The 26,378-nt window shown below is 72.1% G+C and carries 20 protein-coding genes and 1 pseudogene; 7 read left to right on the top strand and 14 right to left on the bottom strand.

Annotation, left to right across the window (positions count from 1 at the left end; translation table 11 throughout):
• The first annotated feature begins 10 nt into the window (after nt 1–10).
• Nucleotides 11–1,021 (top strand): non-homologous end-joining DNA ligase, encoded by a 1,011-nt coding sequence (gene ligD, locus ABD207_RS16430; RefSeq protein ID WP_344013711.1) that lies wholly within the window; start codon nt 11–13, stop codon nt 1,019–1,021.
• 58 nt (nt 1,022–1,079) lie between these two features.
• Here the strand turns inward: ligD and ABD207_RS16425 are convergent, their stop codons facing one another.
• Nucleotides 1,080–3,263 (bottom strand): OmpL47-type beta-barrel domain-containing protein, encoded by a 2,184-nt coding sequence (locus ABD207_RS16425; protein ID WP_344013710.1) that lies wholly within the window; start codon nt 3,261–3,263, stop codon nt 1,080–1,082.
• Between the two features lie 14 nt (nt 3,264–3,277).
• Nucleotides 3,278–5,818, bottom strand: coding sequence for a ThuA domain-containing protein (locus tag ABD207_RS16420; protein ID WP_344013707.1), 2,541 nt, complete (start codon nt 5,816–5,818; stop codon nt 3,278–3,280).
• 173 nt (nt 5,819–5,991) lie between these two features.
• On the opposite strand from ABD207_RS16420, the gene ABD207_RS16415 reads away from it, so the two are divergent.
• The 3 genes from ABD207_RS16415 (at nt 5,992) to ABD207_RS16405 (ending at nt 9,210) form a co-directional block, all read left to right on the top strand.
• Nucleotides 5,992–6,987, top strand: coding sequence for a multicopper oxidase domain-containing protein (locus tag ABD207_RS16415; RefSeq protein ID WP_344013761.1), 996 nt, complete (start codon nt 5,992–5,994; stop codon nt 6,985–6,987).
• A gap of 71 nt (nt 6,988–7,058) precedes the next feature.
• Nucleotides 7,059–8,069: a LacI family DNA-binding transcriptional regulator gene (locus ABD207_RS16410; RefSeq protein ID WP_344013705.1), complete on the top strand. Its 1,011-nt coding sequence runs from the start codon at nt 7,059–7,061 to the stop codon at nt 8,067–8,069.
• Nucleotides 8,070–8,142: 73 nt separating this feature from the next.
• Nucleotides 8,143–9,210 (top strand): ATP-dependent DNA ligase, encoded by a 1,068-nt coding sequence (locus ABD207_RS16405; protein ID WP_344013704.1) that lies wholly within the window; start codon nt 8,143–8,145, stop codon nt 9,208–9,210.
• 48 nt (nt 9,211–9,258) lie between these two features.
• On the opposite strand, the gene ABD207_RS16400 is transcribed toward ABD207_RS16405, so the two are convergent.
• Nucleotides 9,259–10,449, bottom strand: a complete 1,191-nt coding sequence (locus ABD207_RS16400) for a zinc-dependent alcohol dehydrogenase (RefSeq protein ID WP_344013703.1) — start codon at nt 10,447–10,449, stop codon at nt 9,259–9,261.
• A 243-nt stretch (nt 10,450–10,692) separates the two neighbouring features.
• Between ABD207_RS16400 and ABD207_RS16395 the strand changes: the two genes are divergently transcribed.
• The gene (locus ABD207_RS16395; RefSeq protein WP_344013702.1) at nt 10,693–11,649 is read left to right on the top strand and encodes a DUF3048 domain-containing protein; all 957 of its coding nucleotides are present in this window, start codon (nt 10,693–10,695) and stop codon (nt 11,647–11,649) included.
• A gap of 40 nt (nt 11,650–11,689) precedes the next feature.
• On the opposite strand, the gene ABD207_RS16390 is transcribed toward ABD207_RS16395, so the two are convergent.
• On the bottom strand, nt 11,690–14,371 hold the full coding sequence (locus ABD207_RS16390; RefSeq protein ID WP_344013700.1) for an ATP-binding protein: 2,682 nt from the start codon (nt 14,369–14,371) through the stop codon (nt 11,690–11,692).
• A gap of 260 nt (nt 14,372–14,631) precedes the next feature.
• Here ABD207_RS16390 and ABD207_RS16385 point away from each other — a divergent pair, with 260 nt between their 5' ends.
• Nucleotides 14,632–15,615, top strand: coding sequence for a DUF2510 domain-containing protein (locus ABD207_RS16385; protein ID WP_344013698.1), 984 nt, complete (start codon nt 14,632–14,634; stop codon nt 15,613–15,615).
• Between the two features lie 191 nt (nt 15,616–15,806).
• On the opposite strand, the gene ABD207_RS16380 is transcribed toward ABD207_RS16385, so the two are convergent.
• From ABD207_RS16380 to ABD207_RS32135, 8 genes are all read right to left on the bottom strand, one after another.
• A complete protein-coding gene (locus tag ABD207_RS16380) occupies nt 15,807–16,421 on the bottom strand; it encodes a TetR/AcrR family transcriptional regulator (RefSeq protein ID WP_344013697.1) in 615 nt (204 codons plus the stop codon).
• 187 nt (nt 16,422–16,608) lie between these two features.
• The gene (locus ABD207_RS16375; protein ID WP_344013695.1) at nt 16,609–18,660 is read right to left on the bottom strand and encodes a phosphocholine-specific phospholipase C; all 2,052 of its coding nucleotides are present in this window, start codon (nt 18,658–18,660) and stop codon (nt 16,609–16,611) included.
• A 279-nt stretch (nt 18,661–18,939) separates the two neighbouring features.
• Nucleotides 18,940–19,386 carry a GlcG/HbpS family heme-binding protein gene (locus tag ABD207_RS16370; protein WP_344013693.1) on the bottom strand — a complete coding sequence of 149 codons (447 nt, stop codon included), beginning with the start codon at nt 19,384–19,386 and terminating at the stop codon, nt 18,940–18,942.
• Entirely contained in the window at nt 19,383–20,621 is a 1,239-nt protein-coding gene (locus tag ABD207_RS16365; RefSeq protein WP_344013691.1) for an FAD-dependent oxidoreductase, read from the bottom strand. Before ABD207_RS16365 ends, ABD207_RS16370 begins: the two co-directional genes overlap by 4 nt.
• Nucleotides 20,622–20,732: 111 nt before the next feature.
• Nucleotides 20,733–21,851, bottom strand: coding sequence for a glutathione S-transferase C-terminal domain-containing protein (locus ABD207_RS16360; RefSeq protein ID WP_344013689.1), 1,119 nt, complete (start codon nt 21,849–21,851; stop codon nt 20,733–20,735).
• Complete coding sequence (gene ssuE / locus ABD207_RS16355; RefSeq protein WP_344013688.1) at nt 21,848–22,405, bottom strand: NADPH-dependent FMN reductase; 558 nt, start codon at nt 22,403–22,405, stop codon at nt 21,848–21,850. Before ssuE ends, ABD207_RS16360 begins: the two co-directional genes overlap by 4 nt.
• Nucleotides 22,406–22,567: 162 nt before the next feature.
• Complete coding sequence (gene sfnG / locus ABD207_RS16350; protein WP_344013687.1) at nt 22,568–23,695, bottom strand: dimethylsulfone monooxygenase SfnG; 1,128 nt, start codon at nt 23,693–23,695, stop codon at nt 22,568–22,570.
• Nucleotides 23,696–23,895: 200 nt separating this feature from the next.
• The gene (locus ABD207_RS32135) at nt 23,896–23,976 is read right to left on the bottom strand and encodes a putative leader peptide (protein WP_382487002.1); all 81 of its coding nucleotides are present in this window, start codon (nt 23,974–23,976) and stop codon (nt 23,896–23,898) included.
• A gap of 138 nt (nt 23,977–24,114) precedes the next feature.
• Between ABD207_RS32135 and ABD207_RS16345 the strand changes: the two are divergent.
• Nucleotides 24,115–24,564, top strand: a pseudogene (locus tag ABD207_RS16345) (LysR family transcriptional regulator); the annotation flags it as partial.
• Nucleotides 24,565–24,707: 143 nt separating this feature from the next.
• On the opposite strand, the gene ABD207_RS16340 reads toward ABD207_RS16345, so the two are convergent.
• Entirely contained in the window at nt 24,708–25,376 is a 669-nt protein-coding gene (locus tag ABD207_RS16340) for a GntR family transcriptional regulator (RefSeq protein ID WP_344013685.1), read from the bottom strand.
• Complete coding sequence (locus ABD207_RS16335) at nt 25,373–26,374, bottom strand: proline racemase family protein (RefSeq protein WP_344013684.1); 1,002 nt, start codon at nt 26,372–26,374, stop codon at nt 25,373–25,375. Before ABD207_RS16335 ends, ABD207_RS16340 begins: the two co-directional genes overlap by 4 nt.
• Between the last annotated feature and the right edge of the window lie 4 nt (nt 26,375–26,378).

The raw sequence follows: 26,378 nt of genomic DNA, 5'->3' as shown, positions 1-26,378 counted from the left end.
CGTGGCTCGCATGGGTGACGCGGTGGAACTCGAGGTGGCCGGGCGGACGGTGCGGCTGTCCAGCCCGGACAAGGTGTTCTTCCCGGAGCGCGGTTTCACCAAGCTGGACCTGGCCCGCTACTACCAGGCCGTGGGCCCCGGCATTCTGCGCGCCCTGCGCAGCCGGCCCACCACCCTGGAGCGCTACCCCGACGGGGTGACGGGCGAGTCGTTCTTCCAGAAGCGGGCGCCGAAGAACATGCCCGGCTGGATCCCCACCGCGCACATCACCTTCCCCAGCGGCCGCAGCGCCGACGAGATGTGCCCCACCGAGGAGGCGGCCGTCGTCTGGGCCGCCCAGTACGGCACGCTGGTCTTCCATCCGTGGCCGGTGCGCCGCGACGACGTGGACCACCCCGACGAGCTGCGCATCGACCTCGACCCGCAGCCGGGCACCGACTACGACGACGCCGCCCGCGCCGCCCACGAACTGCGGGACCTGCTCGAGTCCTACGGGCTGCGCGGCTGGCCCAAGACATCGGGCGGCCGGGGCATTCATGTCTTCGTGCCGATCGAGCCGCGCTGGACCTTCACCCAGGTCCGCCGGGCCGCCATCGCCGTGGGCCGGGAGATGGAGCGGCGGATGCCGGAGCGGGTGACCATCAAGTGGTGGAAGGAGGAGCGCGGCGAGCGCATCTTCATCGACTACAACCAGACGGCCCGCGACCGCACCATCGCCTCCGCCTACTCGGTGCGCCCCCGCCCGCACGCCCCCGTCTCGGCGCCGCTGCGCTGGGAGGAGGTCGGGGTCGCGCATCCGCGGGACTTCGATCTCGCGACCATGCCCGCGCGCTTCGCCGAACTCGGCGATGTGCACGCGGACATGGACGATCACGCGTTCTCCCTGGAGCCGCTGCTGGAGCTGGCCCGCAAGGACGAGCACGACCACGGGCTCGGTGATCTGCCGTACCCGCCCGAGTATCCGAAGATGCCGGGGGAACCCAAGCGGGTACAGCCGAGCCGGGCGAAGAAGCAGACCTGAAGCAGACCTGAAGCAGACCTGACCTTCAGGCCTTGCCCGTAGACCTACTGGTTCCGGCCTACAGGTCCTTGATCCTCACATCCCGGTACGAGATCACGTCCGTCGTGCCGTGCACCTGCAGTCCGATGTAGCCGGAGGCGTAGCGCCGCCCGTCGGTGCCCGGGTCGTCCGCGCGGGGCGGGTAGAATTCCTGGCCGCCGGTGTTGTCGAACTCGTTGATCAGCACGCCGTTGCGGTAGACCTCGTAGTGCTGGTCCACCACCCGGATCTCGTAGTCGTTCCAGGTGCCCTTCTGGGTCATCCCCGCGCCGGCCAGACCCACCCGGTCGAAGCCGTAGATCGAGCCCGTCTTGTACATGTCGCCGTCGGGCCGGTCCAGGATCTGCACCTCGTGACCGAACTTGATGGCGGCCCACTCCGGGCGCGGCTCCTCGGGGTGGTCGTGGATCTGCGGGAACCGTACGAAGACACCGGAGTTGGCGTTGCCGGTGCCGGGCGCGTCGTCCCGCCACTGGAGCTTCAGCGAGAAGTCGCCGTACTTGCGCTCGGGGAACCACAGCATGCCGAGGCCGGACCTGGTGGTGCCGGAGGTGATCGAGCCGTCCGGGTTCAGGCTGAACGAACCGCCGCCCACCTGCTCCCACTTGGCGAAGGACTCCTCGGTGCCGTCGAGGATGGTGCGGTAGCCCTCGGTCTGGCCGGGCTTGCCGATGCCCGACTGGCGGGCGGCCTTGTTGATCGCCCGGTATTCACGCCGGTCGACCACGCCTTCCTTCAGCAGCCGGTCCATCACGGTCCGCACGTGCTTGAGGAAGAGGGCCTGGGAGGTCCACTCCTTCTCGTCCTCGATCAGCTCGCCGATCCGGCACCGGTTGTCGGTGACCCGGTTGGGCACCCCGGAGTCGACCGTGCCGACGATCACCGTCAGCCGCTCGTCGTACTCGGGGCAGTCGGGCGCGGGCACCCCGCCGCCGGCCACGACCGTGAAGCTCACGGACAGCGCCTCGGAGGTGTTGCCGGCCTTGTCGCTCGCCCGGTAGGTCACAGTGTGCCGGCCCGTCCGGTCGACGATCACCGGCTGGGTGTAGGCGAGGTACGGTCCGCCGTCGAGGGAGTACTCGATGGCGGCGACCCCGGATCCGCCCTCGTCGGTGGCGCTGACGGTCACCTTGGCGTTGCCGATGTAGGCGCCGTCGGAGTTGCGGTTGCCCTCGACGCTCACGCCGGTGACCGGCGGGGTGGTGTCCTTCGGCGGTGCGGCGACCACCGTGAACTCCACGCTCTTCTCCTCCGAGACGTTGCCCGCCTTGTCGGTGGCGCGGTAGCGCACGGTGTGGGTGCCGGCCTGGTGCACCATCACCGGGCCGGTGTAGGTCTGCCAGGCGCCGTCGCCGAGGGCGTACTCGATGGTGTTGACCCCGGATCCGGTGTCGGAGGCGGTGACGGTGACGGTCGCCATGTCGATGTAGGCGCCGTCCTCGTTCTGCTCGCCGTCGACCGTCGCGGAGGTCTCCGGCGGGGTGGTGTCCTCGGAGTCCGGTGCGACCACCGTGAACTGGACGCTCTTCTCCTCGGACACATTGCCCGCCTTGTCCAGGGCCCGGTAGCGCACCGTGTGCGTGCCGACCTGGTCGAAGACGACGGGCGCGGTGTACGGCTGCCAGGCGCCGTCGTCGCCCACCGCGTACTCGATGCGGTCGACGCCCGAGCCCTCGTCGGTGGCCTCGAGGGCGACGCTCGCCGAACCGACGTAGGCGCCGTCGGCGTTCCGCGCGCCCTCCACCTTCGCGGTGGCCTCGGGGGCGGTGGTGTCCTCGCCGCCGCCCTCGGTCACCACCAGGACGCCCTGCATCTGCCCGTGGCCGGGGATGGTGCAGTGGTACAGGTAGCGGCCGGGCGTGAGGGTGACCTCGGCGGTGTGCCGGCCGCCGTTGGCGTCGTTCGGGTTGGCGAGGATGTTGAGCTGGACGTCGCTGTTGTACTCGGGGTCGCTGGTGACGAAGGTCAGCGTGTGCGGCATGCCGGTGGTGTTGCCGGTGGCCTCACTGTTCTCGAAGACGATCGTCGCCGGTCCGGCCACCGCGGTGGCCGGTGCGGACAGATACTTGTCGATGTCGTTGCCGGCGGTCCAGGTCAGGACCTGGGCCGCTGCGCGGCCGGCCCCGTCCTTGGGCTGCCCGGCGGCGGGCATGGCCTGCAGGCCGAGCAGCATCATCAGGCCGGCCAGCAGCGCGGCCCACATTCTTCGCCGTCGTATCACTGTGTCCCCCTCGCGAGCTGGTCGGCGGCCGGGGTCGGCCCGCCGCCGGTGTAGGTGACCCGCCACAGCGCGGACTTGTCGTCGGAGGTGAAGAAGCCGCGGCCGTAGTCGAGGACGTAGAGCGCTCCGTCCGGACCGAACTTCCAGTCCATCAGGTTCTTGATGCCGTCGTTGCCGACCGGAACGATCTTCTTCAGGGACTCCGAGTGCACGGGCAGGCCGCCGTCGCCGAGCGTCTTCGGGTTCATCAGCACGGCGTTGCGCGGCTGGTCGGCGTCGTAGAAGTCACCGACGAACCACTTGCCGTCCCAGTAGGCCGGCCATTTGACGGAGCTGTCGCTGCTCTCGTCGTAGCGGTAGACCGGGCCGTTCATGGCGGCCTGGCCGCCGCCCTTGAGCCAGGGCAGCCGGTAGGTGGCCTCCTCCGCCTTGTAGGAGGGGATGCCGTTCTCGTCGCGCGGGAAGTCCGGGCCGCCGCCCTGCGGTGAGTACCAGATGTTGTTGGCGGTCACCGGCGGCAGGTTGACCAGGCCGTCGTTGTTGGGCGACTCGTTCTTCGGGTGGTCGCAGTCGTACCAGCCGAGCGGCTTGGACGGGTCGGGCAGGTTGCGGTCCCGGTAGGGCTGCTTGTTGCCCATGCAGTACGGCCAGCCCCGGTTGGAGGCCTTGGTGATGGCGGCGAAGGTGTCGTACTTGGCAGGGCCCCACACGGGCGAGGGCTGTCCGGCGTCGGGGCCGACCCAGCCCGCGTAAAGGATGTCGGTCGACTTGTCGATGAAGATGCGCGCCGGGTTGCGCACGCCCATCACATAGATCTCGCCGCGGGTCTTGCCGCCGCCCTCGTCGGGTTCCTTCCCGGTGAAGAGGTTGCCCTCGGGGATGGTGTACGTCCCGTCCGGCTCCGGGTGGATGCGCAGGATCTTGCCGTTGAGGTTGTTGGTGTTGCCCGCGGTGCGGCGGGCGTCGGCGAAGGACACGCCCTTGAAGTCGGGCTCGGGGTTGTTGCCCGAGTAGCCGTCGCTGAACCGGCTGGAGTTGTTGTCGCCGGTGGCGATGTAGAGGTTGCCCTTGGAGTCCCAGGCCATGCCGCCGCCGGCGTGGCAGCAGCTGTGGATCTGCACCGGCCACTTCAGCAGCACCTTCTCGCTGCTCAGGTCGAGCTTGCCGGTGGCCTCGTCGAAGGTGAAGCGGGAGACCCGGCGTTCGGCCATGTGGGTCTCACGGTTGATCTCCGAGTGGGGCGTGTAGTGCAGGTAGACCCAGCCGTTCTGGGAGAACTTCGGGTCCAGCTCGATGCCGAGCAGGCCCTCCTCGACCTTGACGAGCTCGTCGCCGCCGCCCTTGTTGCCGAAAACGGTCAGCTCGCCGGCCAGGGTGACCTTCTTGGTCTTCGGGTCGTAGACGTGGATCTGGCCCTTGCCCTTGCCGATGCCGGGGTTGTTCCAGTCGGTGATCACGGGCTGGGAGGCGTCGGCGCCGCCGCGGCCGATGTAGAAGACGCGGCCGTCGGGGGCGGTGACCAGGCCGTGCGGCTCGCCGATCTGGTCGTTCTGCCCGGGCTTGTTGGGCTGGGTCAGCCGCTCCGCCTTGTAGTTGCCGGTGATGGTCGCCTTGCAGTCGGCCCGGACCAGGCGGGTGGTCCACAGCAGGGCGCCGCGCAGGTGGTCGCGGAAGTCGGTCTCGTCGTAGGACGACACCGTGCCGCCCATGCCGGTGTAGAAGGACCGGCCGCCGTCGTAGTCGCGGCACCAGCTCACCGGGTGGTCCCAGCCGTTGGCGCCGGCGCCGGGCTTGTAGGTGGACTCGCGGACCCGGGCGACGGTGTGCACCTCGCCGGAGGGGTTCTTCACCCAGTTGAGCCACTGGTCGGGGCGCTTCCACTCCATCGGCAGGCTCTTGGTCGCCGGATGCCGGCGGTCGCCGACCTCGACCGTCGCCCGCTGGACGCCGGCCGGGCTTGAGGCGGCCGGGCGGGCGCCGATCAGTCCGGTGAACCAGTCCGAGTAGGGCTCGGCGCGGGCCGCGTCATGGATGCCGAGGAAGCCCCCGCCGGCCTCCATGTACGCCTCAAGTCCGGCCTCCTGCTCCGGGTCGAGGACGTCACCGCCGCCGGTCAGGAAGACCACGGTGTTGAAGCGGCCGAGCCGTTTGGCGTCGGTGAACACGGAGGCATCGCCGGTGGCGGTCACCTTGAACCGCTGGTTCTGCGGGCCGGAGAGGCCGATCTTCTCGATCGCCTCGATCCCGGCATCGACCAGCGGGGACTCCTCGCCGCCGGCGGCCGAGCCGTAGAACAGCAGCACCCGTACGTCGGAGCCGCCCGGGGGCGACTTGATGGACATCGTTGTCACCTCCGGCGCCGGGCGGGCGCCGGCGGCGGGGCCGGACAGCAGTCCGGCGGCGACGAGCCCGGAGGTGACGGCTGCCACCCAGGCGCTGCGCCGGGGGCCGGACCGTCTCGCTCTCCAGGCCTTTCTTGGGCTTCTGGTGCTCAACCCTCCTAATGACTCGGGTTCTTGATGCGATGTGAACCGCATGTGGCCACCCACCCCTCATCGGTCGCGGCAACAGCGTCAAGGAAGGTAGACCTCTTTTCGCCACGCGCCAATACCTATAGCCGCAATACCACGAACTTTGTCCAGGGCGTGGATAAACTGCGGTGCGGTCGCTACGGTTCTACAGGTTCATGACAGCCACACGGGAGTTCGGCATGGACAGACGCGGCTTCAACCGGAGGATGCTGCTGGGCGGCGCAGCCGTGGCGACATCGTTGTCTCCGCTGACTATGGCACCCGCTGCGCACGCCGCCGCCCGGCCGGCGAGGACCGCGCCCGCCGGCGGCGAGGTGAAGCGCATCAAGATGTACGCCGAGAAGCTGCCCGGCGGACGGATGGGCTACGGCCTGGAGAAGGGCAAGGCGTCGGTCCCCGGCCCGCTGATCGAGCTCAACGAGGGCGACACCCTGCACATCGAGTTCGAGAACACCATGGACGTGCCGGTGAGCCTCCATGTGCACGGCCTGGACTACGAGATCACCAGCGACGGCACCAGGCAGAACAAGAGCGCTGTCGAGCCGGGCGGCACCCGCACCTACACCTGGCGCACCCATGCGCCCGGCCGGCGCGCCGACGGCACCTGGCGTGCGGGCAGCGCGGGTTACTGGCACTACCACGACCATGTGGTCGGCACGGTGCACGGCACCGGCGGCATCCGCAACGGGCTGTACGGCCCGGTGATCGTGCGCCGCAAGGGCGATGTGCTGCCGGACGCGACCCACACGATCGTCTTCAACGACATGACGATCAACAACAAACCCCCGCACACCGGTCCCGACTTCGAGGCGACGGTGGGCGACCGCGTCGAGTTCGTCGTGATCACGCACGGCGAGTACTACCACACCTTCCACATGCACGGTCATCGCTGGGCCGACAACCGCACCGGGATGCTCACCGGTCCGGACGACCCGAGCCCGGTCATCGACAACAAGATCACGGGCCCGGCGGACTCCTTCGGCTTCCAGGTGATCGCCGGGGAGGGTGTCGGGGCGGGGGCCTGGATGTACCACTGCCATGTGCAGAGCCACTCGGACATGGGCATGGTGGGCCTGTTCAAGGTGAAGAAGCCGGACGGCACCATTCCGGGGTACGACCCGCATGCGCACCATCGCCCGCCCGCCGGGTCCGGGGGACATGACCACGATTCGTGATCGAGAACGCTCTCTCCTGACCGCGGTCACGGGACTATCCTGTCCCGCAACCGCAGGTGAGGAGCCCCGACGTGACCGACACAGCGCCGCGACCCACGCTGGAGGCCGTGGCCGCGCGCGCCGGGGTGTCCCGGGCCACCGTCTCCCGCGTGGTCAACGGCGGGGACGGGGTCAGACAGGCCCTGGTGGAACGGGTGCAGCAGGCCGTCGAGGAACTCGGCTACGTGCCCAATCAGGCGGCACGCAGTCTGGTGACCAAGCGGCATGACGCGGTCGCGGTCATCGTGGCCGAGCCCGAGAGCCGCGTCTTCGCCGACCCGTTCTTCGCCCGCCAGCTGCGCGGCATCAGCAAGGAACTCACGGCCCACGACAACCAGTTGGTGCTGCTGCTCACCGAGGGCCGCGGCGACCACGCCCGGGTCGGCCGCTATCTGGCCGGCGGCCATGTGGACGGCGCCCTGGTCTTCTCCCTCCACCTCGACGACCCGCTGCCGGAGCTGATCCAGCGGGCCGGCATTCCCACCGTCTTCGGCGGCCGCCCCGGCTGGTCGGGCGGCCGGGACGGCGTGGTGTACGTCGACAGCGACAACCGGGGCGGCGCCCGGGACGCCGTACGCCACCTCCTGGGTCTGGGCCGCACCCGGATCGCGCACATCACCGGCCCCCTGGACCAGACCTCGGCGGCCGACCGCCTGGACGGCTACCGCGACGTGATGGTGGACGCCGACCCGCGCCTCGTCGAGGAGGGCGACTTCACCGCCCGGACCGGCGAGCGGGCGATGCGCGCCCTGCTGGCCCGCTGCCCCGACCTGGACGGGGTGTTCGCCGCCAACGACCTCACGGCGGCCGGTGCGCTGCGGGCGCTGCGCGAGCACGGACGCCGGGTGCCGGACGACGTGGCGGTCGTCGGTTTCGACGACATGCCGCCGATCGCCGAGCAGACGGAGCCCGCGCTGACGACGGTGCGTCAGGACATCGAGGAGATGGGCCGCCTGATGGCCCGCCTCCTCCTCCGCGGCCTCGACCACGCCCCGTCCGGCGTGATACTGCCGACGACGCTGGTACGGCGGGACTCGGCGTGAGGCCCTCGGCCGTCCGGGGGTGAGCGATCCCGCCCGGCGGGCGGCTCCCGCCCGTGCTCCTTAGAGTCGGAGCATGGATCTGCCCGTGATGCCTCCCGTGAAGCCGATGCTCGCCAAGTCGGTGGCGAAAATCCCGGCGGGGATGCAGTACGAGGCCAAGTGGGACGGATTCCGGGCGATCGTGTTCCGTGACGGGGCGGAGGTGGAGCTGGGCAGCCGGACGGGGAAGCCGCTGACCAGGTACTTTCCCGAGCTGGTGAAGGCGTTGCGGGAGCGGGTGCCCGAGCGGTGCGTGCTGGACGGGGAGATCGTCATCGCGCGGGAGGGGCGTCTGGACTTCGACGCGCTGACCGAGCGGATCCACCCGGCCGACTCACGGGTGCGGATGCTGGCCGAGCGGACACCGGCCTCGTTCGTCGCCTTCGACCTGCTGGCGCTCGGTGACGAGTCGCTGCTCCGGGTTCCGCTGACCGAGCGGCGGGAGCGGCTGGTCGGGGCGCTGGCCGGGGTGACGCCGCCGGTGCACGTCGCGCCGGCGACGACGGACGTCGAGGTCGCCCAGGGGTGGTTCGAGCAGTACGAGGGGGCCGGGCTGGACGGGGTGATCGCCAAACCGCTGACCCTGCGCTACCTCCAGGACGAGCGCGCCATGTACAAGATCAAGCACGAGCGCACCGCCGATGTGGTGGTCGCCGGGTACCGGCTGCACAAGAGCGGCCCCGTGGTGGGCTCGCTGCTGCTCGGGCTGTACGACGACAAGGGCACCCTCCAGCACGTGGGGGTGTCGGCGGCGTTCACCATGAAGCGGCGCGCGGAGCTGGTGGAGGAGCTGGAGCCGCTGCGGATGGACGACGTCCAGGGGCATCCGTGGGCGGCGTGGGCGGAGGAGGCGGCGCACGAGTCGGCGCGGCTGCCGGGGGCGCCGAGCCGCTGGACGGGCAAGAAGGACCTGTCGTGGGTGCCGCTGCGGCCGGAGCGGGTCGCCGAGGTGGCGTACGACCACATGGAGAACGGGCAGCGCTTCCGGCACACCGCCCGCTTCCGCCGCTGGCGCCCGGACCGCACCCCGGAGAGCTGCACCTACGCGCAGCTGGAGGAGCCGGTCCGGTACGACCTGGCGGAGATCCTCGGCGGGCCCTGAGGCACTCCGGGCCGGGGCGCCGCGCGAGGATCCCCGTGTCACCGGCTGTCAGGGCTGCATGAGGATCTTGACCGCGCCGTCCCGCTTCTGCTGGAACATCTCGTAGGCCTGCGGTGCCTCGCTGAGCGGCATGCGGTGGGTGGCGAAGTCCTCCACGCCGAGCGGGTCGTCGTCGGTGAGGTGCGGGATGATCTCGTCGCTCCAGCGGCGCACATTGGCCTGGCCCATGCGCACCTGGAGCTGCTTGTCGAACATCGTCAGCAGGGGCATCGGGTCGGCCATGCCGCCGTAGACGCCGGAGATGGAGAGGGTGCCGCCGCGGCGCACCATCTCGATCGCGGTGTGCAGGGCGGTGAGGCGGTCGACGCTGAGGCGTTCCGCCATGGGGCCGCTCAGTTTGCGGGGCATCACGGCGGCGGCGTTCTGCACCAGCCGGGCCATGTGACTGCCGTGCGCCTCGGTGCCGACGGCGTCGATCACGGCGTCGGGGCCGCGCCCGTCGGTGCTGTCCTTGATCGCCTCGACGAGTTCCTTCTCGTCGTGGAAGGACCGCAGGTCGAAGGTCTCCACGCCCCGCTCGCGCACCCGGGCCAGCCGCTCCGGGACCAGGTCCACGCCGAAGACCTGCTCCGCGCCCCTGAGCCGGGCGACCCGGCAGGCCATGTCCCCGATGGGGCCGAGGCCGAGCACGGCGACGCTGCCGCCCTCGGGAATGTCGGCGTAGGCGACGGCCTGCCAGGCGGTGGGCAGCACGTCGGAGAGGTAGACGAAGCGGTCGTCCGGCGGGCCCTCGGGGACCTTGATCGGGCCGTACTGGGCCTGCGGCACCCGCAGGTACTCGGCCTGTGCGCCGGGGACGGCGCCGTAGAGCCGGGTGTAGCCGAAGATGGGCGCGCCCATGCCCTCGGAGTGCACCTGGGTGGTCTCGCACTGGGTCTGCAGCCCGGTCAGGCACATCCAGCAGTTGCCGCAGGCGATCTGGAACGGCACCACGACCCGGTCGCCGGCCTGGAGGTCCGGCACTCCGGCGCCGACCTCCTCGACGATGCCCAGCGGCTCGTGGCCCAGGATGTCGCCGGGTGTCATGAACGGGGTGAGCACCTCGTACAGGTGCAGATCGGATCCGCACAGCCCGGTCGAGGTGATGCGGATGATCGCGTCCGTCGGTTCCTCGATCTTGGGATCGGGGACGTTCTCCACCCGGACGTCCCGCTTGCCCTGCCAGGTCACTGCCTTCATCGCCGAGCGCTCCCTTCCGTGCCGGCCGCTGTCCGGCTCCTGCGGTGGGGCACCGGGTACCCGAGGGCACATGAGGCGAATCGTGGGCCGCGGGGCCGATCGGCGGAACCGCCGCGCGGGATCACTTCTGATCGGGTATAGCAACCGACGATCAGACAAGCGCACAATCGAGACAGTCGACGACAGGGCGTGGTGGCGACGGTGGGCACGGGACGAAGGGCGCGCACTCGAGGTGGCACCGCAGTGAGATCGTTGCTGGCGCTCTGCCTGGCAGCCGGACTCGCGGCGGGCTGCACGGTGGCGGGCGATCCCGACGACGGGCGCGGCCCGTCCCGGCGGTCACCCGGGGCGTCCGGGCGGGAGCCGGGCCCGGACGGGAGGATCGGCCCCTCGGTGCTCGCCGTGAAGATCGACAACTCCCGCGGGGCCCGCCCGCACACCGGGGTCGAGGACGCCGACGTGGTGTACGCGGAGCAGGTCGAGGGCGGACTGAGCCGGCTGATGGCGGTGTACGCCACCCGGCTGCCGGACCGGGTCGGACCGGTGCGCAGCGCCCGGGAGGCCGATCTGGAGCTGCTGCGCCAGTTCGACCGGCCGGTGCTGGCCTTCTCCGGCGCGCAGAGCAAGCTGAAGCCGCTGATCGAGGCGGCGCCCCTGACCCCGGTCACGCCCGAGTCGTTCTCCGGCGTCTACGCCCGGGGCGCCGGCCGTCCCGCGCCGCACAACCTCTACCTGCGTCCCGGGCGCCTGATGGACCGGCCGGCGGGTGCCGAGGCACTCACCACCGGATTCCGCTTCGGCCGGCCCCCGGCCGGCGGCACGCCCGAGGACTCCCGCACGGTGCGCTATCCGGCGGCCCGCTTCACCTTCACCTGGTCGGCGACGGACAGCCGCTGGCTGGTGTCGCAGGACGGAAGCCCGGCGCTCACGACCGGCGGCGAGCAGTTGGCACCGGCGACCGTGGTCGTGCAGTACGTGACCGTCCGGGCGTCCAAGTTCCAGGACTTCCTCGGCAACAACACCCCGTACACCGAGACGGTGGGCGCGGGGAAGGCCCTGGTGCTGCGCGGCGGCAAGGCGTACGAGGCGCGATGGAAACGGCCGGCCGCCGGGGACGGCACCACCTTCACCACCGAGGAGGGCGAGCGGATGAACTTCGCCCGCGGTCAGGTGTGGGTGGTCTACGCGAAGACGCCCTGATCCGGGCGGACCCCGGCCCCAGACCCGCCCCGGCCTCCGCTCAGCGCAGGCCCGCCCCGGCCTCCAGCTCCGTCCGGGCGCGTTCGGCGAGGCCGTCGGCACCGCAGGAGCGGGCGACGGCCAGGCCCTGTTCCAGGTCGGACGCGGAGCGGGCGAGGATGCCGTACTCGATGCGGGCCGCGGCGTGTTCGTACTGACAGGGCGAGGACTCCAGGTGGGCGAGGGCCTGCCCGGCGAGCCGGACCGCGCGCTGGCCGGTCTCCAGGGCCGCGGCCAGCCGCAGTGCCTCCCCCAGCGCCGTGTCGGTGCCGAAGCGTTCGGCCCGCCGGCGCACATCGACGGCGAGCCGGGCGGCCCGCTCGGGGTCCTCGGCCGCCAGCGCGCGGGCGAGGTCGGCGGCGCAGAAGACATGCACCGGGTTGTGGTGGCCGCGGGTCGCGGCGGCCTTCTCGGCGGCCTCCAGCTCGTTTATGCCGTCCTCGGTGCGGCCCACGGCCAGCAGCAGGCGGCCGCGCACCGAACGCGGGTCGGGCAGCACGATGGTGGACGGATACGGCGGGGCGAAGCCGTACTGCCCGGCGATCGCCCAGGCCTCGTCGACATGGCCGCGGGCGAGCAGCGTGTCGACCAGGTTGCAGGTGGCGGTCCAGTACAGCGGCAGCCCGCGCCCGACCTTCTCGGCGAGGCGCAGCGACTCGCGCAGGGAGGCCTCCGCCGCCTCGAGCCGGCCGCGCCTGCGGTGACCGAGCCCGACATAGGCGTGGGCGAGGGCCAGATGGCCGCCGCTCCAGCCGGCCGACTCATAGGCGTGCAGGGCCTCGTTGTAGAGGGTCTCGGCGCGGTCCAGGCAGTCGGTGTAGGCGTAGACACCGGCCAGCATCAGCAGCAGTTCCACACCCCACTCGGAGTCGGTCCAGCCGAGTCCGGGGGCGAGGCGGCCGTCGACCAGAGCGCGGTCGCACAGTTCGACGATCTGCTCGGCGTTCTCGCCGCGCATCATGGCGTCGAAGCCGCGCAGGATGAGCAGCGCACGCTCGGAGTTGTCGCGTCCGGTGCAGGTGGCGGCGAGTTCGGCGAGGCGTTCGGAGCGGTCCGGGGCGAGGGTGGCACCGGCGTGGATGCCCTCCCACATGAACTGCACGGCCTGCAGCCGCATCCGGGCCGGTCCCGGCCGCAGCCGGGCGGCCTCCGCCTCCACCGTGCGGACCGCCTCCTCCATCTGGTCGTTGTGCAGCAGCGCCTGGGAGAGGCGGATCACGGCGTCCACCCGCAGGTCACCGTCGAGGCCGGGCATGCCGAGCGCGGCGCGCAGATGCCCGATGGTCCGGGCGGGCGCGGTGAGGAAGGTGGCGCAGCCCAGCTCGTAGAGGACCTGGGCGTGGACCTCGGGGCGGGGCGGTTCCTCCAGGGCGCGTTCCAGGCAGCGGCGGGCGGCGTCCGGGGCGCCGACGGCGAGATGCTCTCGGGCGGCCTCGCGCAGCTGCTCGACGAGTTCTTGGTCGTCGTCCGGGTGGACCTCGATCAGATGCCGGGCGGCCGCGGCGGCGCCGCGCCCCGAGTCGGTGACGATGCGGGCCGCTATGCCGTGCATGGCACGGCGCAGGGCGTCGGGGATGGAGTTGTACACGGCGGTGGCGATCAGCGGGTGCACGAACTCCAGGTCGGCCGGTGACCCGCCGTTGCTCGCCGGGTCGGGTGCGGTCAGGATGCGGGCGCTGCGCAGGAGTTCGGCGCAGCGGACGGCGGCGTCGTGCTCCAGGGTGGCGAGGCGGGCCACCAGGTCGACGGTGACGCCGGTGCCGAGGATGGCGGCGGCCCAGGCGAACCGGGTGGCGTCGATGCCGAGTTGCTCCAGGCGGGCCACGAGGCCGCCACCGCGGGCGGACTGGTTGAGCACGCGCAGTTCACCGGCGTGCGCCTCGACCGGTTCGAGCGCGCTGTCCTGGACCTTGGCGAGGAGTTCGACGGTCTCGTAGGGGTTGCCGCCGGTGACGGCCCACACCTCGCGGCAGAACGCGGCGTCGGCGTGCTCGCCGAGGGTGGCGCGGGTGAGCCCGGCGGTGGCCCCGGGCGTGAGGGCGCTGAGGGTGGTGACGGGGTGGTCGGACGCGGCGGCCACGGCGTCCAGGTGACGGGCGCTCACCCCGGAGATGTCACCGGGTCTGCGGGCCACCACGACCAGGACGGGCAGGTCGTCGAGCCGCTCGGCGAAGGCGGCCAGCCAGTACAGGGTCTCCTGGTCGGCCCAGTGGGCGTCGTCGATGAGCAGCACCAGCGGCCAGTCCCGGCGGGCCAGCCGGCGCACCGCGGCGACCAGGCCCTCGCACACGCCCTGCGGGTCGGCGTGCCGCTCGCCCGGTTCCGCGATGCCTAGGGCGGGTCCGGCGATGTCGTACCAGTCGCCGAGGTACTCGCGGGCCTCCTCCCGCAGCATCGATATCAGCGCGGGCTGCAGGAGTTGGCGTACGACGTTGAAGGGGACGGAGCGCAGGGTCTCGCCGCCGCGTGCGGACCAGACGGTGCAGCCCCGCTGTTCGGCGATGCGGCGGGTCTCGGCGAGCAGCGCGGTCTTGCCGAGTCCGGCCTCGCCGCGGAGCACCAGCAGGCTGCCGGACGAGGTGCGGTCGGCACACAGGGTGTCGACGGCCTGTGCGATGGCGGCGATCTCCGCGTCGCGCTCCCACAGGGCCGAGGCTCCGGCCTTGGGCCGTACCTCCGTCATCCCGCTACCTCCCCAAGTCGCCCGAACGACGTACAGAAGTCGAGCGTATCCCTCTGCGTGCCCGAACGGTGACGGGTCGGAGCAGGAGTTGCCGTGACGGGTGACTCGGGGTGCGAAGGTCGACGCACCGGCGCCCTCACCTGGAGCGGACGGGTCAACCACTGTCAAGAATGCGTTATCTGACGGAACGTCATACAGGGGAGGAACGGTTCTTCCGGTCCTCTCATCCGGCTCTCACCGACGCCGCTTACGGTGGGGGCATGACGCAGCTGACTCCTCCCGGGTGGTACCCCGATCCCGGGCAGAAGAATGACGGGCCCGCCACCGAGCGCTGGTGGGACGGCGGCGCCTGGACGGATCAGGTGCGCCCGGCGGGACAGGCCGCCGACGCCTGGGGGCCGCCCCCGCCCGCCCGGCCGCCGTCCCGGCGGGGGCGCGCGGTCCGCACCGGGGCGGCCGTGCTGGCGGCGGTCGCGGTGCTGGCGAGCATCGGGGTGGGTGTCTACGTGCTGGCCGACGACAACGGCGGTGGAAACGGCTCCTCGGCCTCCCAGGAGCGGTCGGACCGTGAGGGCGGGCGGGGCGACCGGGACGGCGGCTCCGGCAAGGATGGCGGGGACCACGGGTCCGGCGGCGGCTCGGACGGAGGACCGGGCCGCTCCGGCGGCTCGGACGGGGCCGAACCCGGACCGGAGGGGTCCGATCCGCCGCTGGTGCGGAGCGGGTCGGTGACCGACACGCTGAGCGGGATCAGCCTGCCGGTCCCGAAGGGCTGGGCCGGCCAGGAGATGCAGGTGGGCGCCCATGTGTCGTCGGAGGAGACCTACAAGTGCCCCGGCGACTCCTCCAAGACCTGCACCAAGGGCGGCGCCTACTCGTCCCCGGCCCTGCTGCTCGGCACCCGCGGCACCACCCCGGAGGAGGTCGCCAAGGCGGACATCGCCGACAACGCCGAGGAGTCCTACGGCGGCTCCTCGTACGGGAGGATCACCTCCCACGACGTGCTGGCCTCGAAGGCGGTGACGGTGGCCGGGCAGAAGGGCTACCTGGTGCGCTGGCGGGCGGTGACCAGCAAGGGATCCGACGGGTTCGTCCAGTCCGTCGCCTTCCCCTCCCCCGCGCAGCCCGGGCGGATCGTCGTCGTCCGGCTCGGTGTGGACACCGACCAGACGCAGTCCCTGCTGGACGAGATCACCGAGGGCATCGAGGCTGCCTCGGGCAGCGGCCGGGGCCAGGACGTCTGACGGCCGGGGCAGGGCGTCCGGGCGCCAGGGGCCCGGCGGTCGTACCGGCCCCGGACAAGCGGCGGCCGGGTGGGGTGCCCCTCCGCTCCAGGGGCACCCCATCCGGCCGGGGGGGTGCGCGCCGCCCCCGTCCCCACGGTGCGGCGCGGTCGGGCCGCCGTCCGGTCATCCCATCGCCGGCGGCCCCGTTCTCAGGGCAGGCTCAGGGCCGGCAGTACGGCGGCCTCCACGAACCTGACCAGGTAGTCCGGGTCGGCGTCCTCGCCCTCCAGCACGGGCCGGGCCCGCAGGACGCCGAAGATCTGGGCCGGCACATAGTCGAGGGCCGGGTTGTCCCAGGCCACCTCGCCGCGCTCGACGCCGCGGCGGAGGATCTCGTCGAGCGCGGCGATCTCCGGCTCGACCAGCGCCTCGCGCAGCGCCTGCGCCAGTTCCCGGTCCCGGGTGACCGCGTGCCCGAGGGCCTGCAGCAGGGTGGTGTCCTTCACCGCCCACTCCCCCGCGCGCCGCGCCGCCTCGCGCAGATCACCGGCGAGGGTGCCGGTGTCGATCCCGGTGAAGCGCGTCTGCCGCCGGGAGCGCAGCGCGGCGGCCACGAACCGCGGTTTCGTGCGCCACTGGCGGTAGAGCGTGGACTTGCTGCACCGGGTGCTGGCGGCGACCTTCTCCATGGTGACGGCGTCGTAGCCGCACTCACGGATCTGGTTCAGCACGGCGTCGAAGAACTCCTGCTCACGCTCGGGCGTGATCTTGGAGCGGCGCGAGGTGCCGACCGTCTCCGGTCGCTCCGCGGCCTGCGACGTCATCCTTCAGCTCCTCGCTCTGTCCGCCCGGCCTTCGCCCGGACTCCGTGAGCCGTCTGCCCACCGGTACGCCACTGTACCGGTACGGAAGCGTATCGGTACAGCAGCGTATCGGTACGCGAGCGTATCGATGAAGGTCGGCAGTCGGCGGCCCGTTCAGGCGGCAAGACCGGCAGGAGGAGCGGAGTCCTCAGTCCGTGATGACCGCCGGGTCGCTCACCCCCGGCCGGCCGTTCTCCACGTGCCCCGCGAAGCGGCGGAGGAAGGCGGTGTCGGCCGGGGAGGTGACCGTCAGGTCGTACCAGCGGTGGCTCGCGCGCAGGCCGACGGTGCGGTGGACGGTGCCGCCGGGGCGGACGGTGACCGTGGTGGTGCGGTCGCGGTAGGCGTCTGTCAGGCGCAGGCGGGCGGTGTGCGGGGCCCGGTTGGTGAAGGTGAGGCGGATGTCGTCGCCGGTGTGGCGGGCGGTGACCTCGCAGCCCGCAGCGGTGTCCGTGCCCTTGAAGACGCGCAGGAAGCCGTTCGGGCCGTGCACGGTCAGGTCGTAGGAGCCGGCCGAGTGGGCCGGGTTCCAGGTGTCCGAGAGGGTCTTGCCGGCCTCGGTGGTGTAGGTCCAGGGGCCGTCGGCGCGGTTGCCGGAGGTGACCAGGAAGGCCGCCCCGGCCCGGGCGCCGGAGGAGAAGGTGAGCGTGAAGGTGCCGGCCGTGGTGTCTGCGGAGCCGTCCACCGCCGGGGCGTACTTCAGCGGGCGGGTCCGGCGCAGGCCGCGCTCCTGCCGGGGCATGCGCGGGTCCGCCGGGGGTGCCGGGCGGTAGTCGGGGTGGCGCTCGCGGTCCGGCGGCTCGTAGGCGCCGGTGTCCGGCAGTCCGGCGGGCCGGCTGTCCGGGCGGGCGAAGTCGAAGGCCGCGGTCAGATCGCCGCAGACGGCGCGGCGCCAGGGCGAGATGTTGGGCTCCTCGACGCCGAAGCGCCACTCCATGAACCGGATGATCGAGGTGTGGTCGAAGGTCTCGGAGCAGACATAGCCGCCCTTGCTCCACGGTGAGACGACCAGCATCGGCACGCGCGGTCCGAGACCGTAGAAGCCCTCGCGGTGCGAGGCGCTGCCGGGGAAGACGTCCAGGGAGACGTCGGCCGTCGAGCGGCCCTGCGCCGCGGACTTCGGGGGCACCGGCGGCACCACGTGGTCGAAGAACCCGTCGTTCTCGTCGTAGGTGATGAACAGCGTGGTCCTCGCCCAGACCTCCGGGTCCGAGGTGAGCGCGTCGAGCACCTGGGCGATGTACCAGGCGCCGTAGTTGGAGGGCCAGTTGGAGTGCTCGGAGAAGGCCTCGGGGGCGACGATCCAGGAGACCTGCGGCAGCCGGCCCGCCCGGACGTCGGCCCGCAGCTGGTCGAACAGGCCGTCGCCGTTCTTCACGTCGGTGCCGGTGCGGGCCTTGTCGTACAGCGGGTCGCCGGGCTTCGCCTCGCGGTACTGGTGGAAGTACAGCAGGGAGTTGTCGCCGTAGGTGCCCCGGTAGGCGTCGTCGATCCAGCCCCAGCGTCCGGCGGCATCCAGGCCGTCGCCGATGTCCTGGTAGATCCGCCAGGAGATCCCGGCCTGCTCCAGCCGCTCGGGGTAGGTGGTCCAGTCGTAGCCGAGTTCGTCGTTGCCGAGGACCGGGCCGCCGCCCTTGCCGTCGTTGCCGGTGTGGCCGGACCACATGTAGTAGCGGTTGGGGTCGGTGGAGCCGATGAAGGAGCAGTGGTAGGCGTCGCAGACGGTGAAGGCGTCGGCGAGGGCGTAGTGGAACGGGATGTCCGCGCGGTCCAGGTACGCCATGGTGGTGGTGCCCTTGGCGGGCAGCCAGCCGTCGTATCGCCCGTCGCGGTAGGCGGCCTGGCCGTCGGGCCAGCCGTGCGGGAGTCCTTCGAGGAACCGCATGCCGAGGTCGTCGGCGCCCGGGTGGAACGGCAGCACCTCCTTGGTGCCGTCGGACTGGTGCCACACCGGCTTGCCGCTCGGCAAGGCCACCGGATGCGGGTCGCCGAAGCCGCGGACGCCCCTGAGCCGCCCGAAGTAGTGGTCGAAGGAACGGTTCTCCTGCATCAGGACGACGATGTGCTCGACGTCCTCGACGGAACCGGTCCGGTACGCCGCGGGCAGGGCGGCGGCCCGCTCGATGCTGGCCGACAGCACACTGAACGCCGTTGCGGCGCCCGCGAGCCGGAGGAAACGCCGCCGGTTGACTTCGGGCATGGGTGGGTGACCTCTCGCCGTGGGGGAAGCTCGGGCCGGCCGGGACTGGTGTGGTGCGCGCGCAAGGAGTGTTCCAGGCGAACCGGACGCCGGGGAAGGGCGCGATTGCGCCGCGATGAACATCGGCGGGCCGCCGGTTCGTGACTCCGTGCGCGGCCGCCGCAGTGCGAACGTGCGGCGGCCATACGGGAGTTGGGCGGCGGCTGGACAGCCGTCGAAAGGGCCCAGCGGCAAGCTGCCGCCCCGGAGCCCAGGGCGCGAGACCCCCCAGGCAGATGGCTAATCCGCCGGCTCGTCCGCGCCCGTCTCCGGGACGAGGCCCACCGCGCGGATGCCGGCGACCGCCGCGCGCTCGTCGTTGGGCGAGGTGTCGCCGGTCGCGCCGACCGCGCCCAGCAGCCGGCCCTGCTCGTCCCGGACGAACACGCCGCCCGGCACCGACAGGATCCTGCCTCCGGCGAGGGCCGCGACCGACGTGAAGAACTCCGGTGCGGCGGCGGCCCGCCTGCCGATCTCGCGGTTGTCGATCCCGAGGCCGAGGACGCCCCACGCCTTGGCGACGGCGATGTCCGGCCGCAGCAGGCCGGCGCCGTCCTCGCGCGCCAGGGTCACCAGAGTGCCGCCCGGATCGAGGACAGCGAAGGTGAGCGGCTCCGGCTTCTCGTCGCGGGCGAAGTCGATGCCCGCCTGCACGATCTGCTGTGCCTGGGCCAGGGTGAGGCTCATGTGCGTTCCTCTCCTGTGTGATGGACGGGAACGGTGCGGCCGGCCGAGTCCGTGCGGCCGGAAGGGTCGGTGTGGCTGATCGCGTTGCGGTGGAAGCGGAGGAGGCTGGGTCGGCGGGCGGCGCGGAGGGCCCCGAGGGACAGCCCCTGGGCGTGTGCCAGCGCCACCAGGACCAGTGCGGAGCCCGCCGTCAGGGGCCAGGTGAGGGCCTGTTCACCGGTCAGGGCGGCGAAGAGGGCCGCGGCGACCGGGACGGCGACCATCCACAGCATCACCGCCGCCGAGCCCGCCTGCCCCACCGCCCGGTACCACAGGACCGGCCCGGCCACCGTCACCAGCAGCACGGAGTAGGCCAGCGAGGCCCAGCTCAGGGGCCGGCTCACCGTCCCGTGCACGGTGAAGCCCGAGACGGCGGCGAGCGGAAGCAGCACCGCCGTGCCGGCCGCGGAGGTCCAGGCCGTGACCCGCAGCGGGCTGTGGTGCCGCAGCAGCGGCCGTGTGACGACCGGGTACCAGCCCCACAGCGCGGCGGCGAGCAGAGCCATGAGGTGGCCCTGCCACTGGGTGGCCTCGGGGACGGAGGTGCCGCTCTCGCGGCCCAGTACGACCAGGACGACTCCGGCGAAGGCCACCGTCCCGGCCGCCGCGGCTCGTGCCGCGGACAGCGCGGCGCGCTCACCGGCCAGCCGCGCGAACAGCGCGGTGAAGAACGGTGAGAGGGCGATCAGGACGGCCGCGGCGGCCGGTGTGCTCGGGCCGCAGCCCGTACCAGATGTCGTGCAGCATGTCCTTGAGCAACTGGCGCGGGTCCCGGGCCTCGGGGCCGGTGAGCCCGTACCGCCGGGACAGCAGGCGGGCGTCGCGGGCGCGTACCCGCCGGCCGCGCAGGTCAGGTAGGCGTCCGGGTTGGCGTTGACGAAGGTGCGGGTGGGCAGCCGGAAGTGGCGGACGTAGTGCAGCGTGGTGTGGTGGTTGGAGGGCAGCCGCATCGCGCCGAGTTCGCCGTGGGTGCCGTCCCAGAAGCGGTGTGTGCGGATGCGGCCGCCGGGACGGCCCGAGCGCTCGTACACCGTCACCTCCAGTCCCCTGCGGACCAGTTCGTAGGCGCAGGCCAGGCCGGAGATGCCGCCGCCGATGACGGCGACGCGGCCGGTGGCGCCGGGGCGCGCCTCCAGAAGATCCGCGGGGAACCGGAACTGCTCGTCGAAGGGGCCGGCGGTGTGGGTGTCCGTCATGTCACCGAACGCTGGGCAGCGGTGCGCGGCGGTTGGTGGAGGCAGGATTGCAGTCGCATGAAACCGCGGAGACCCTGCTTCCGGCTTGGTGATGCTCCGTCGGCTCGGCTGTCACGCGGGCTCCGGTGCCCCCTGCCGGGTGTGGGCTCGGGTGTGCGCGGCCCAGTCGACGATCTGCACCGCGGCGCCCGCGGCCTCCTCGCCGCGGCAGTGGGCGTGGTGCCTGCGGGCGATGGCGTCCAGGGCGAGGCGGGAGCCGAAAGCGGGGTGGGCCGTGAGACGGCGTGCGTACGCCCACAGCCGGGGGTGCTCGGTGACGCGGTGCACGGCGGCGGCGTCCAGGTGGTGGCGGTGCACCGTGTCCAGGTGCACCAGGGTGACCCACACCTGCACGTCGGCGAGGGTGAGTTCGCCGCCCAGCAGATGCCTGCCGGAGACGAGGCGGCGCTCCAGCAGGTCCAGTGCGCGCAGCAGGGTGGCGAGGGCGAGGTCGCGTGCGGCTCGGTCGCCGGAGTGTGCGCCGGCCCGCTGGGCGGCGCCGTTGATGCCCTGCTCGCAGAGCCGGCCGATGGCCTCGATCTCCTGCTCGGCGCCGCAGGGCAGCAGGTCGGGGCCGTGGCCGCCGAAGTGCCGGGCGAGGTCACGGAGGATACCGGGGGTGAGGGTGCTGACGATCCGGCCGGTCCAGTCGTCGCTGAGGACGGGCGCCAGGGCCGCGTCGCCGCGGGCGAGCACCGGGATCCAGTGCGCGAACAGCGCGCCGGTGGAGTAGTGCTTGACCCCGTCGAGGACGTACGAGGCGTCGGGGCGCCGGGCTAGCCGGGTACGGATGTCCTGCACATGGGCGGTGCCCGCCTCGGACTGGGCGTTGCCGAACCGCTTGCCCGCGAGCACCTCGCCGAAGAAGAACTCCTGCTGCTGCGCCGTTCCCTGACGGCGCAGCACATTGATGTACACGAAGTGGCTCTGCGGGATCTGGGCGTGGCTGGCGTCGGCCGAGGCCAGCAGCCGGAAGATCTCCGCGAGTGTCTGGTGGCTGACGTCGGCGCCGCCGTACCGGGCGGGCACCGTCACGGCGAGCAGACCGGACTGCGACAGCCGCTCCACCTCCGCGTGCGGCAGCAGCCGCCGGGCGTCGCGCTCGGCGGCGCCCTTGCGGAAGTCCGCGGCGAGTTCGGCGGCGACGGCGAGGGCCTCGGCGTCGCCGGTGAGGACGGCCGCGGCGCTCATCCGGTGGCCGCGAGCAGGGTCGCCCGGCCGCCGAGCGCCAGCGAGAACTGGTCGGTGACCTGGTCCAGGGCCTCGGCGGCTCCCGGTGCGACGGTCAGGGTGCCGTCGTCGGCCACGGTGATGTCCTTGTCGAGGGTGAACCAGCCGGGCGTGATGTGGGCGGGGCCCATGGAGTTCAGCACGGGGCGCAGGGCGTAGTCGATGGCCAGCACATGGGCGGTGGTGCCGCCGGTGGCCAGCGGCAGGACGGTCTTGCCGGCCAGCGCGTACTGGGGCAGCAGGTCCAGCAGGGACTTCAGCAGTCCGGAGTAGGCGGCCTTGTAGACGGGGGTGCCGATCACGATGCCGTCCGCCCGCTCGAACAGGGCGGTGGCCTCGGTGATCGCCGGGTGGCCGAAGTCGGCGTGCAGCAGGGCCTCGGGCGGGAGGGTGCGGACGTCGAAGGGGATGACGTCGTGTCCCTGGGCCCTGAGCCGGTCGTCCAGGCGGCGCAGCAGCCGGGCGGTTCGGGAGGTGGCGGAGGGACTTCCGGAGACGGACAGGACGGTGGCCATGGGCGGACCTTTCGGGATCGTGCCGGATACCCGGGATGGTTCCGGACAGCGGAGGCGGTCGGGACGCGGGTTCGAGCGGATCAGGCTCGGGTATTGGACGCGCTCGGGCGTGGTGGGGCGGTGGGTGCGGGCGTGGACGGCCGGGAGCCGGATGCCGGCCGGTCAGGCCCGGGCGTGGACGGGCTCGGACTCGGTCTCCCGGGCCTCCAGTTCGCGGACCAGGGGCAGGACCCGCTTGCCGAAGTACTCGACCTCCTCCAGGTAGTGCAGGAAGCCGAGGGGGAAGAGGCCGACGCCGAGCCGCTTGCAGGCGACGATGCGCTCGGCGATCTGCTCGGGGGTGCCGATCAGGCCGGTGCGGCAGCCGTCGTTGTACTGGACCAGGTCCTCGAAGGTGGAGTCCTGCCACATGCCCTTGCCGTCGGCGGTGGAGGGTCCGGCCTGCTGGACGGCGTCACGGAAGCCGTGCACGGCCGGGGTGTCGGCCTTGGCGACGATCTCCCGCAGCGTCTCGCGGGCCTCGGCCTCGGTGTCGCGGGCGATGAGGAAGCCGTTCAGGCCGAACTTCGGCGGTGTGCGGCCGGCCCTGGCGGCGGAGGCGTGCACGTCGCGGAGCTGCTCGGTGACGCCGTCGAAGTCCTTGCCGTTGGAGAAGTACCAGTCGGAGACGCGGCCGGCCATGGCGCGGGCGGCGGTGGAGTTGCCGCCCTGGAAGATCTCCGGGTGCGGGCGGCCGGGCGTGGCGAGCGGCTTGGGCTTGAGCGTGAAGTCGCGCAACCGGTAGAAGTCACCGGCGAGTTCGGCGTGGTCCTCGGTCCAGATGGCCCGCAGGGCGCGGATGAACTCCTCCGAGCGGCGGTAGCGCTCGTCGTGCTCCAGCCAGGGCTCGCCGAGGGCGGTGAACTCGCCCTTGAACCAGCCGCTGACGACGTTGACGGCGAAGCGGCCACCGGAGAGGTGGTCGGCGGTGGCGCCGAACTTGGCGAGGACGCCCGGGTGCCACAGGCCGGGGTGGACGGCGGCGATGACCTTCAGCCGCTGGGTGGCGAGCAGCAGGGCGAGGCTGAAGCCGGTCGACTCGTGCTGGTACTCGGCGCCGTAGCCGGCCATGTAGCGGACCTGGCTGAGGACGTAGTCGAAGCCGTTGTTCTCGGCGAGCACGGCCAGTTCGCGGTTGTAGTCGTAGCCCCAGTCGGTGCGCTGCTCGATGGTGCTGGTGACCAGGCCGCCGCTGACGTTCGGCACCCAGTAGGCGAAGCGGAGGGGATCGGATGCGGGCGGGACGGACATGGGGACTCCAGGCGGAAATGCGCACGCGGGAAAAGGGACGCGTGCGGTGACAGGGAAACGTGTTCAGGGGCCGGTATTCAGGCGTGCGGGAACGCCGGTCCCGGCGGCTGCCGGAAAAAGGATTCACCGCGGCGGACGGGCGCCGGCGGAATGCGCGAAGAAGGGGCGGGCGCGGGTGCGAGGGTTTCCCTCGGGTGCGCTCAGACGCGGGAGCGACAGCAGGAGCTGGAGACACGCGCGAGGTCGACGTGGCGTCGCTGCGTGAGGTCCGGTCGCTTCATGCCCTCGATCAAAGCAGCGGGGAGTCCGGCCGGTCAAGAATGCCCGGATGCAATTCCACATGCTGAGAGTCGTAATTCACGAGGTTGTCATAGGGATTCCCTTGAACGCGGTGCGGGTCCGGGGGCAGCCTGCTCGGCGTGCGTAACGAACAGCTGGAATACATCGCCGCCGTCACGCGCCTGGGCTCGCTGCGGCGGGCCGCGGAGGAACTGCACCTGTCCCAGCCGGCCCTCAGTGAGACCGTGCGGAATCTGGAGCGGGAGCTCGGTGTGGACCTGCTGGAGCGCAAACGGTCCGGGGCGAAGATCAGCGACGAGGGCCGCGAGCTGCTGCCGCACATCATGAGCGTGCTGGACGCGGTCGACCGGCTGCGCGGCGCGGCGGGCGAGCAGCACCGCATCAGCCGTATGGTCCGGCTCGGCACGGTCAACACGGCCACCGTCCCGCTGGTCATCCCGACCGTTCGGGAGTTCCGGGCCGCGCACCCGGTGACCCAGGTGGAGCTGGTCGGCGCGCAGCAGGCCGAGATCCACCGCGGGCTGCTGGAGGGGGCGTTCGGCCTGGGGCTGGTGAACTACCTCGGCGGTGCGCGCCGCCGGGCATCACGAGCCGCACCTCGGCGCGCCGCCGGGCATCACGAGCCGCACCTCGGCGCGCCGCCGGGCATCACGAGCCGCACCTCGGCGCGCCGCCGGGCATCACGAGCCGCACCTCGGCGCGCCGCCGGGTGTCACGGGGCCGCCCACAGTCCCCGGACGTGCCCGAGGTGCCGGGTCATGACGGCCCGTACGGCGTCCTCGTCGCGGGCGAGCAGCGCGTCCAGGATCTCCAGATGCTCCTCGGCCGAGGCCTTCAGCCGCCCCTGCTCGGCCAGCGCCGTCAGCCCGAACAGCCGCGAGCGGCGCCTCAGATCGCGGACGACCTCGACCAGATGCTGGTTCCCGGCGAGCCGGAGCAGCCCGAGGTGGAAGCGGAGGTCGGCCTCGATGTAGGCGATGAGGTCACCGGCGACTGCGGCGGTGACGATCTCCTCGGCGACCGGGCGGAGCGCCTGAAGGTCCTCCGGGTCGGCGGTGCTGGCCAGTGAAGCCGTCGTCGGTGTCTCGATCAGGGAGCGTATGTGCGTGTACTCGTCGAGCTGCCGCTCGGAGACGGCGGTGACCCGGAAACCCTTGTTGGGCACCGTGTCGACCAGTCCCTCCTTGGCCAGGTCGAGCAGAGCCTCGCGCACCGGGGTGGCGGAGACTCCGAAGCGGGCGGCGAGACCGGGGGCGGAATGTATCTCTCCGGGGCGCAGCTCACCGGCGATCAGCGCGGCGCGCAGGGCCTCGGCGACGCGCTCCCGGTAGCTCGGCCTGCGGCCGCCCAGCCGGGGCAGCGCGGGGTGTTCTCGGTTCACAGCACGAACCCTGCCGGGAAGGGGTCGTCGGGGTCCAGCAGGTACTGGGCGGTGCCGGTGATCCAGGCACGCCCGGTGAAGCTGGGCAGCACGGCCGGCCGGCCCGCCACCTCGGTGGTGCCGAGCAGCCGGCCGGTGAAGCGGGTGCCGATGAACGACTCGTTCACGAACTCGGTGTGCAGCGGGAGTTCGCCGCGGGCGTGCAGCTGGGCCATGCGGGCGCAGGTGCCGGTGCCGCACGGGGAGCGGTCGAACCAGCCGGGGTGGATCACCATGGCGTGCCGGGAGTGACGGGCGGTGGCGCCGGGCGCGTACAGGTGGACGTGATGGCAGCCCCGGATGGTCGGGTCCTCCGGATGGACGGGCTCCTCGGCGGCGTTGATCGCCTCCATCAGGCTCAGTCCGGCGGCGAGGATCTCCTCCTTGCGGGAGCGGTCGAAGGGCAGGCCGAAGGCGTCCAGCGGCAGGATGGCGTAGAAGTTGCCGCCGTAGGCGAGGTCGTAGGTGACCGTGCGGCCGTCGGCGAGGGTCGCCTCGCGGTCGAGGGCGACGGCGAAGGACGGCACATTGCGCAGGGTCACCGTCTTGGCCGCGCCGCCCTCGACGGCCACCTCGGCCACCACGACCCCGGCGGGCGTGTCGAGGCGGATCGTGGTGACCGGCTCGGTGACCTCGACCATGCCGGTCTCCACCAGCACGGTCGCCACGCCGATGGTGCCGTGCCCGCACATCGGCAGATAGCCGGAGACCTCGATGTAGATCACGCCCCAGTCGCAGTCGGGCCGGGTGGGCGGCTGCAGGACCGCACCGCTCATCGCGGAGTGGCCGCGCGGCTCGTTCATCAGCAACTGCTTGATCTGGTCGCGGTGTTCACGGAAGTACAGCCGCCGCTCGTTCATGGTGGCGCCGGGGACGCTGCCGATGCCGCCGGTGATCACCCGGGTGGGCATGCCCTCGGTGTGCGAGTCGACGGCGTGCAGGACGAGTCTGCTGCGCACGGTG

This window comes from Streptomyces thermospinosisporus (assembly GCF_039526425.1).
Taxonomy (GTDB): Bacteria; Actinomycetota; Actinomycetes; order Streptomycetales; family Streptomycetaceae; genus Streptomyces; species Streptomyces thermocarboxydovorans.
The sequence above is the reverse complement of the archived record's forward strand: the minus strand, read 5'-3'. Positions and strand labels throughout refer to the sequence as shown.

Coding starts and splice junctions, on each gene's coding strand:
- ABD207_RS16385 (WP_344013698.1), top strand. CDS start 14,632: ATGACGCAGCTGACTCCTCCCGGGTGGTACCCCGATCCCGGGCAGAAG.
- ABD207_RS16375 (WP_344013695.1), bottom strand. CDS start 18,660: ATGCCCGAAGTCAACCGGCGGCGTTTCCTCCGGCTCGCGGGCGCCGCA.
- ABD207_RS16425 (WP_344013710.1), bottom strand. CDS start 3,263: ATGTGGGCCGCGCTGCTGGCCGGCCTGATGATGCTGCTCGGCCTGCAG.
- ABD207_RS16415 (WP_344013761.1), top strand. CDS start 5,992: ATGGACAGACGCGGCTTCAACCGGAGGATGCTGCTGGGCGGCGCAGCC.
- ABD207_RS16360 (WP_344013689.1), bottom strand. CDS start 21,851: ATGAGCGCCGCGGCCGTCCTCACCGGCGACGCCGAGGCCCTCGCCGTC.
- sfnG (WP_344013687.1), bottom strand. CDS start 23,695: ATGTCCGTCCCGCCCGCATCCGATCCCCTCCGCTTCGCCTACTGGGTG.
- ABD207_RS16365 (WP_344013691.1), bottom strand. CDS start 20,621: ATGACGGACACCCACACCGCCGGCCCCTTCGACGAGCAGTTCCGGTTC.
- ligD (WP_344013711.1), top strand. CDS start 11: ATGGGTGACGCGGTGGAACTCGAGGTGGCCGGGCGGACGGTGCGGCTG.
- ABD207_RS32135 (WP_382487002.1), bottom strand. CDS start 23,976: ATGAAGCGACCGGACCTCACGCAGCGACGCCACGTCGACCTCGCGCGT.
- ABD207_RS16380 (WP_344013697.1), bottom strand. CDS start 16,421: ATGACGTCGCAGGCCGCGGAGCGACCGGAGACGGTCGGCACCTCGCGC.
- ABD207_RS16400 (WP_344013703.1), bottom strand. CDS start 10,449: ATGAAGGCAGTGACCTGGCAGGGCAAGCGGGACGTCCGGGTGGAGAAC.
- ABD207_RS16420 (WP_344013707.1), bottom strand. CDS start 5,818: ATGCGGTTCACATCGCATCAAGAACCCGAGTCATTAGGAGGGTTGAGC.
- ABD207_RS16390 (WP_344013700.1), bottom strand. CDS start 14,371: ATGACGGAGGTACGGCCCAAGGCCGGAGCCTCGGCCCTGTGGGAGCGC.
- ABD207_RS16405 (WP_344013704.1), top strand. CDS start 8,143: ATGGATCTGCCCGTGATGCCTCCCGTGAAGCCGATGCTCGCCAAGTCG.
- ssuE (WP_344013688.1), bottom strand. CDS start 22,405: ATGGCCACCGTCCTGTCCGTCTCCGGAAGTCCCTCCGCCACCTCCCGA.
- ABD207_RS16370 (WP_344013693.1), bottom strand. CDS start 19,386: ATGAGCCTCACCCTGGCCCAGGCACAGCAGATCGTGCAGGCGGGCATC.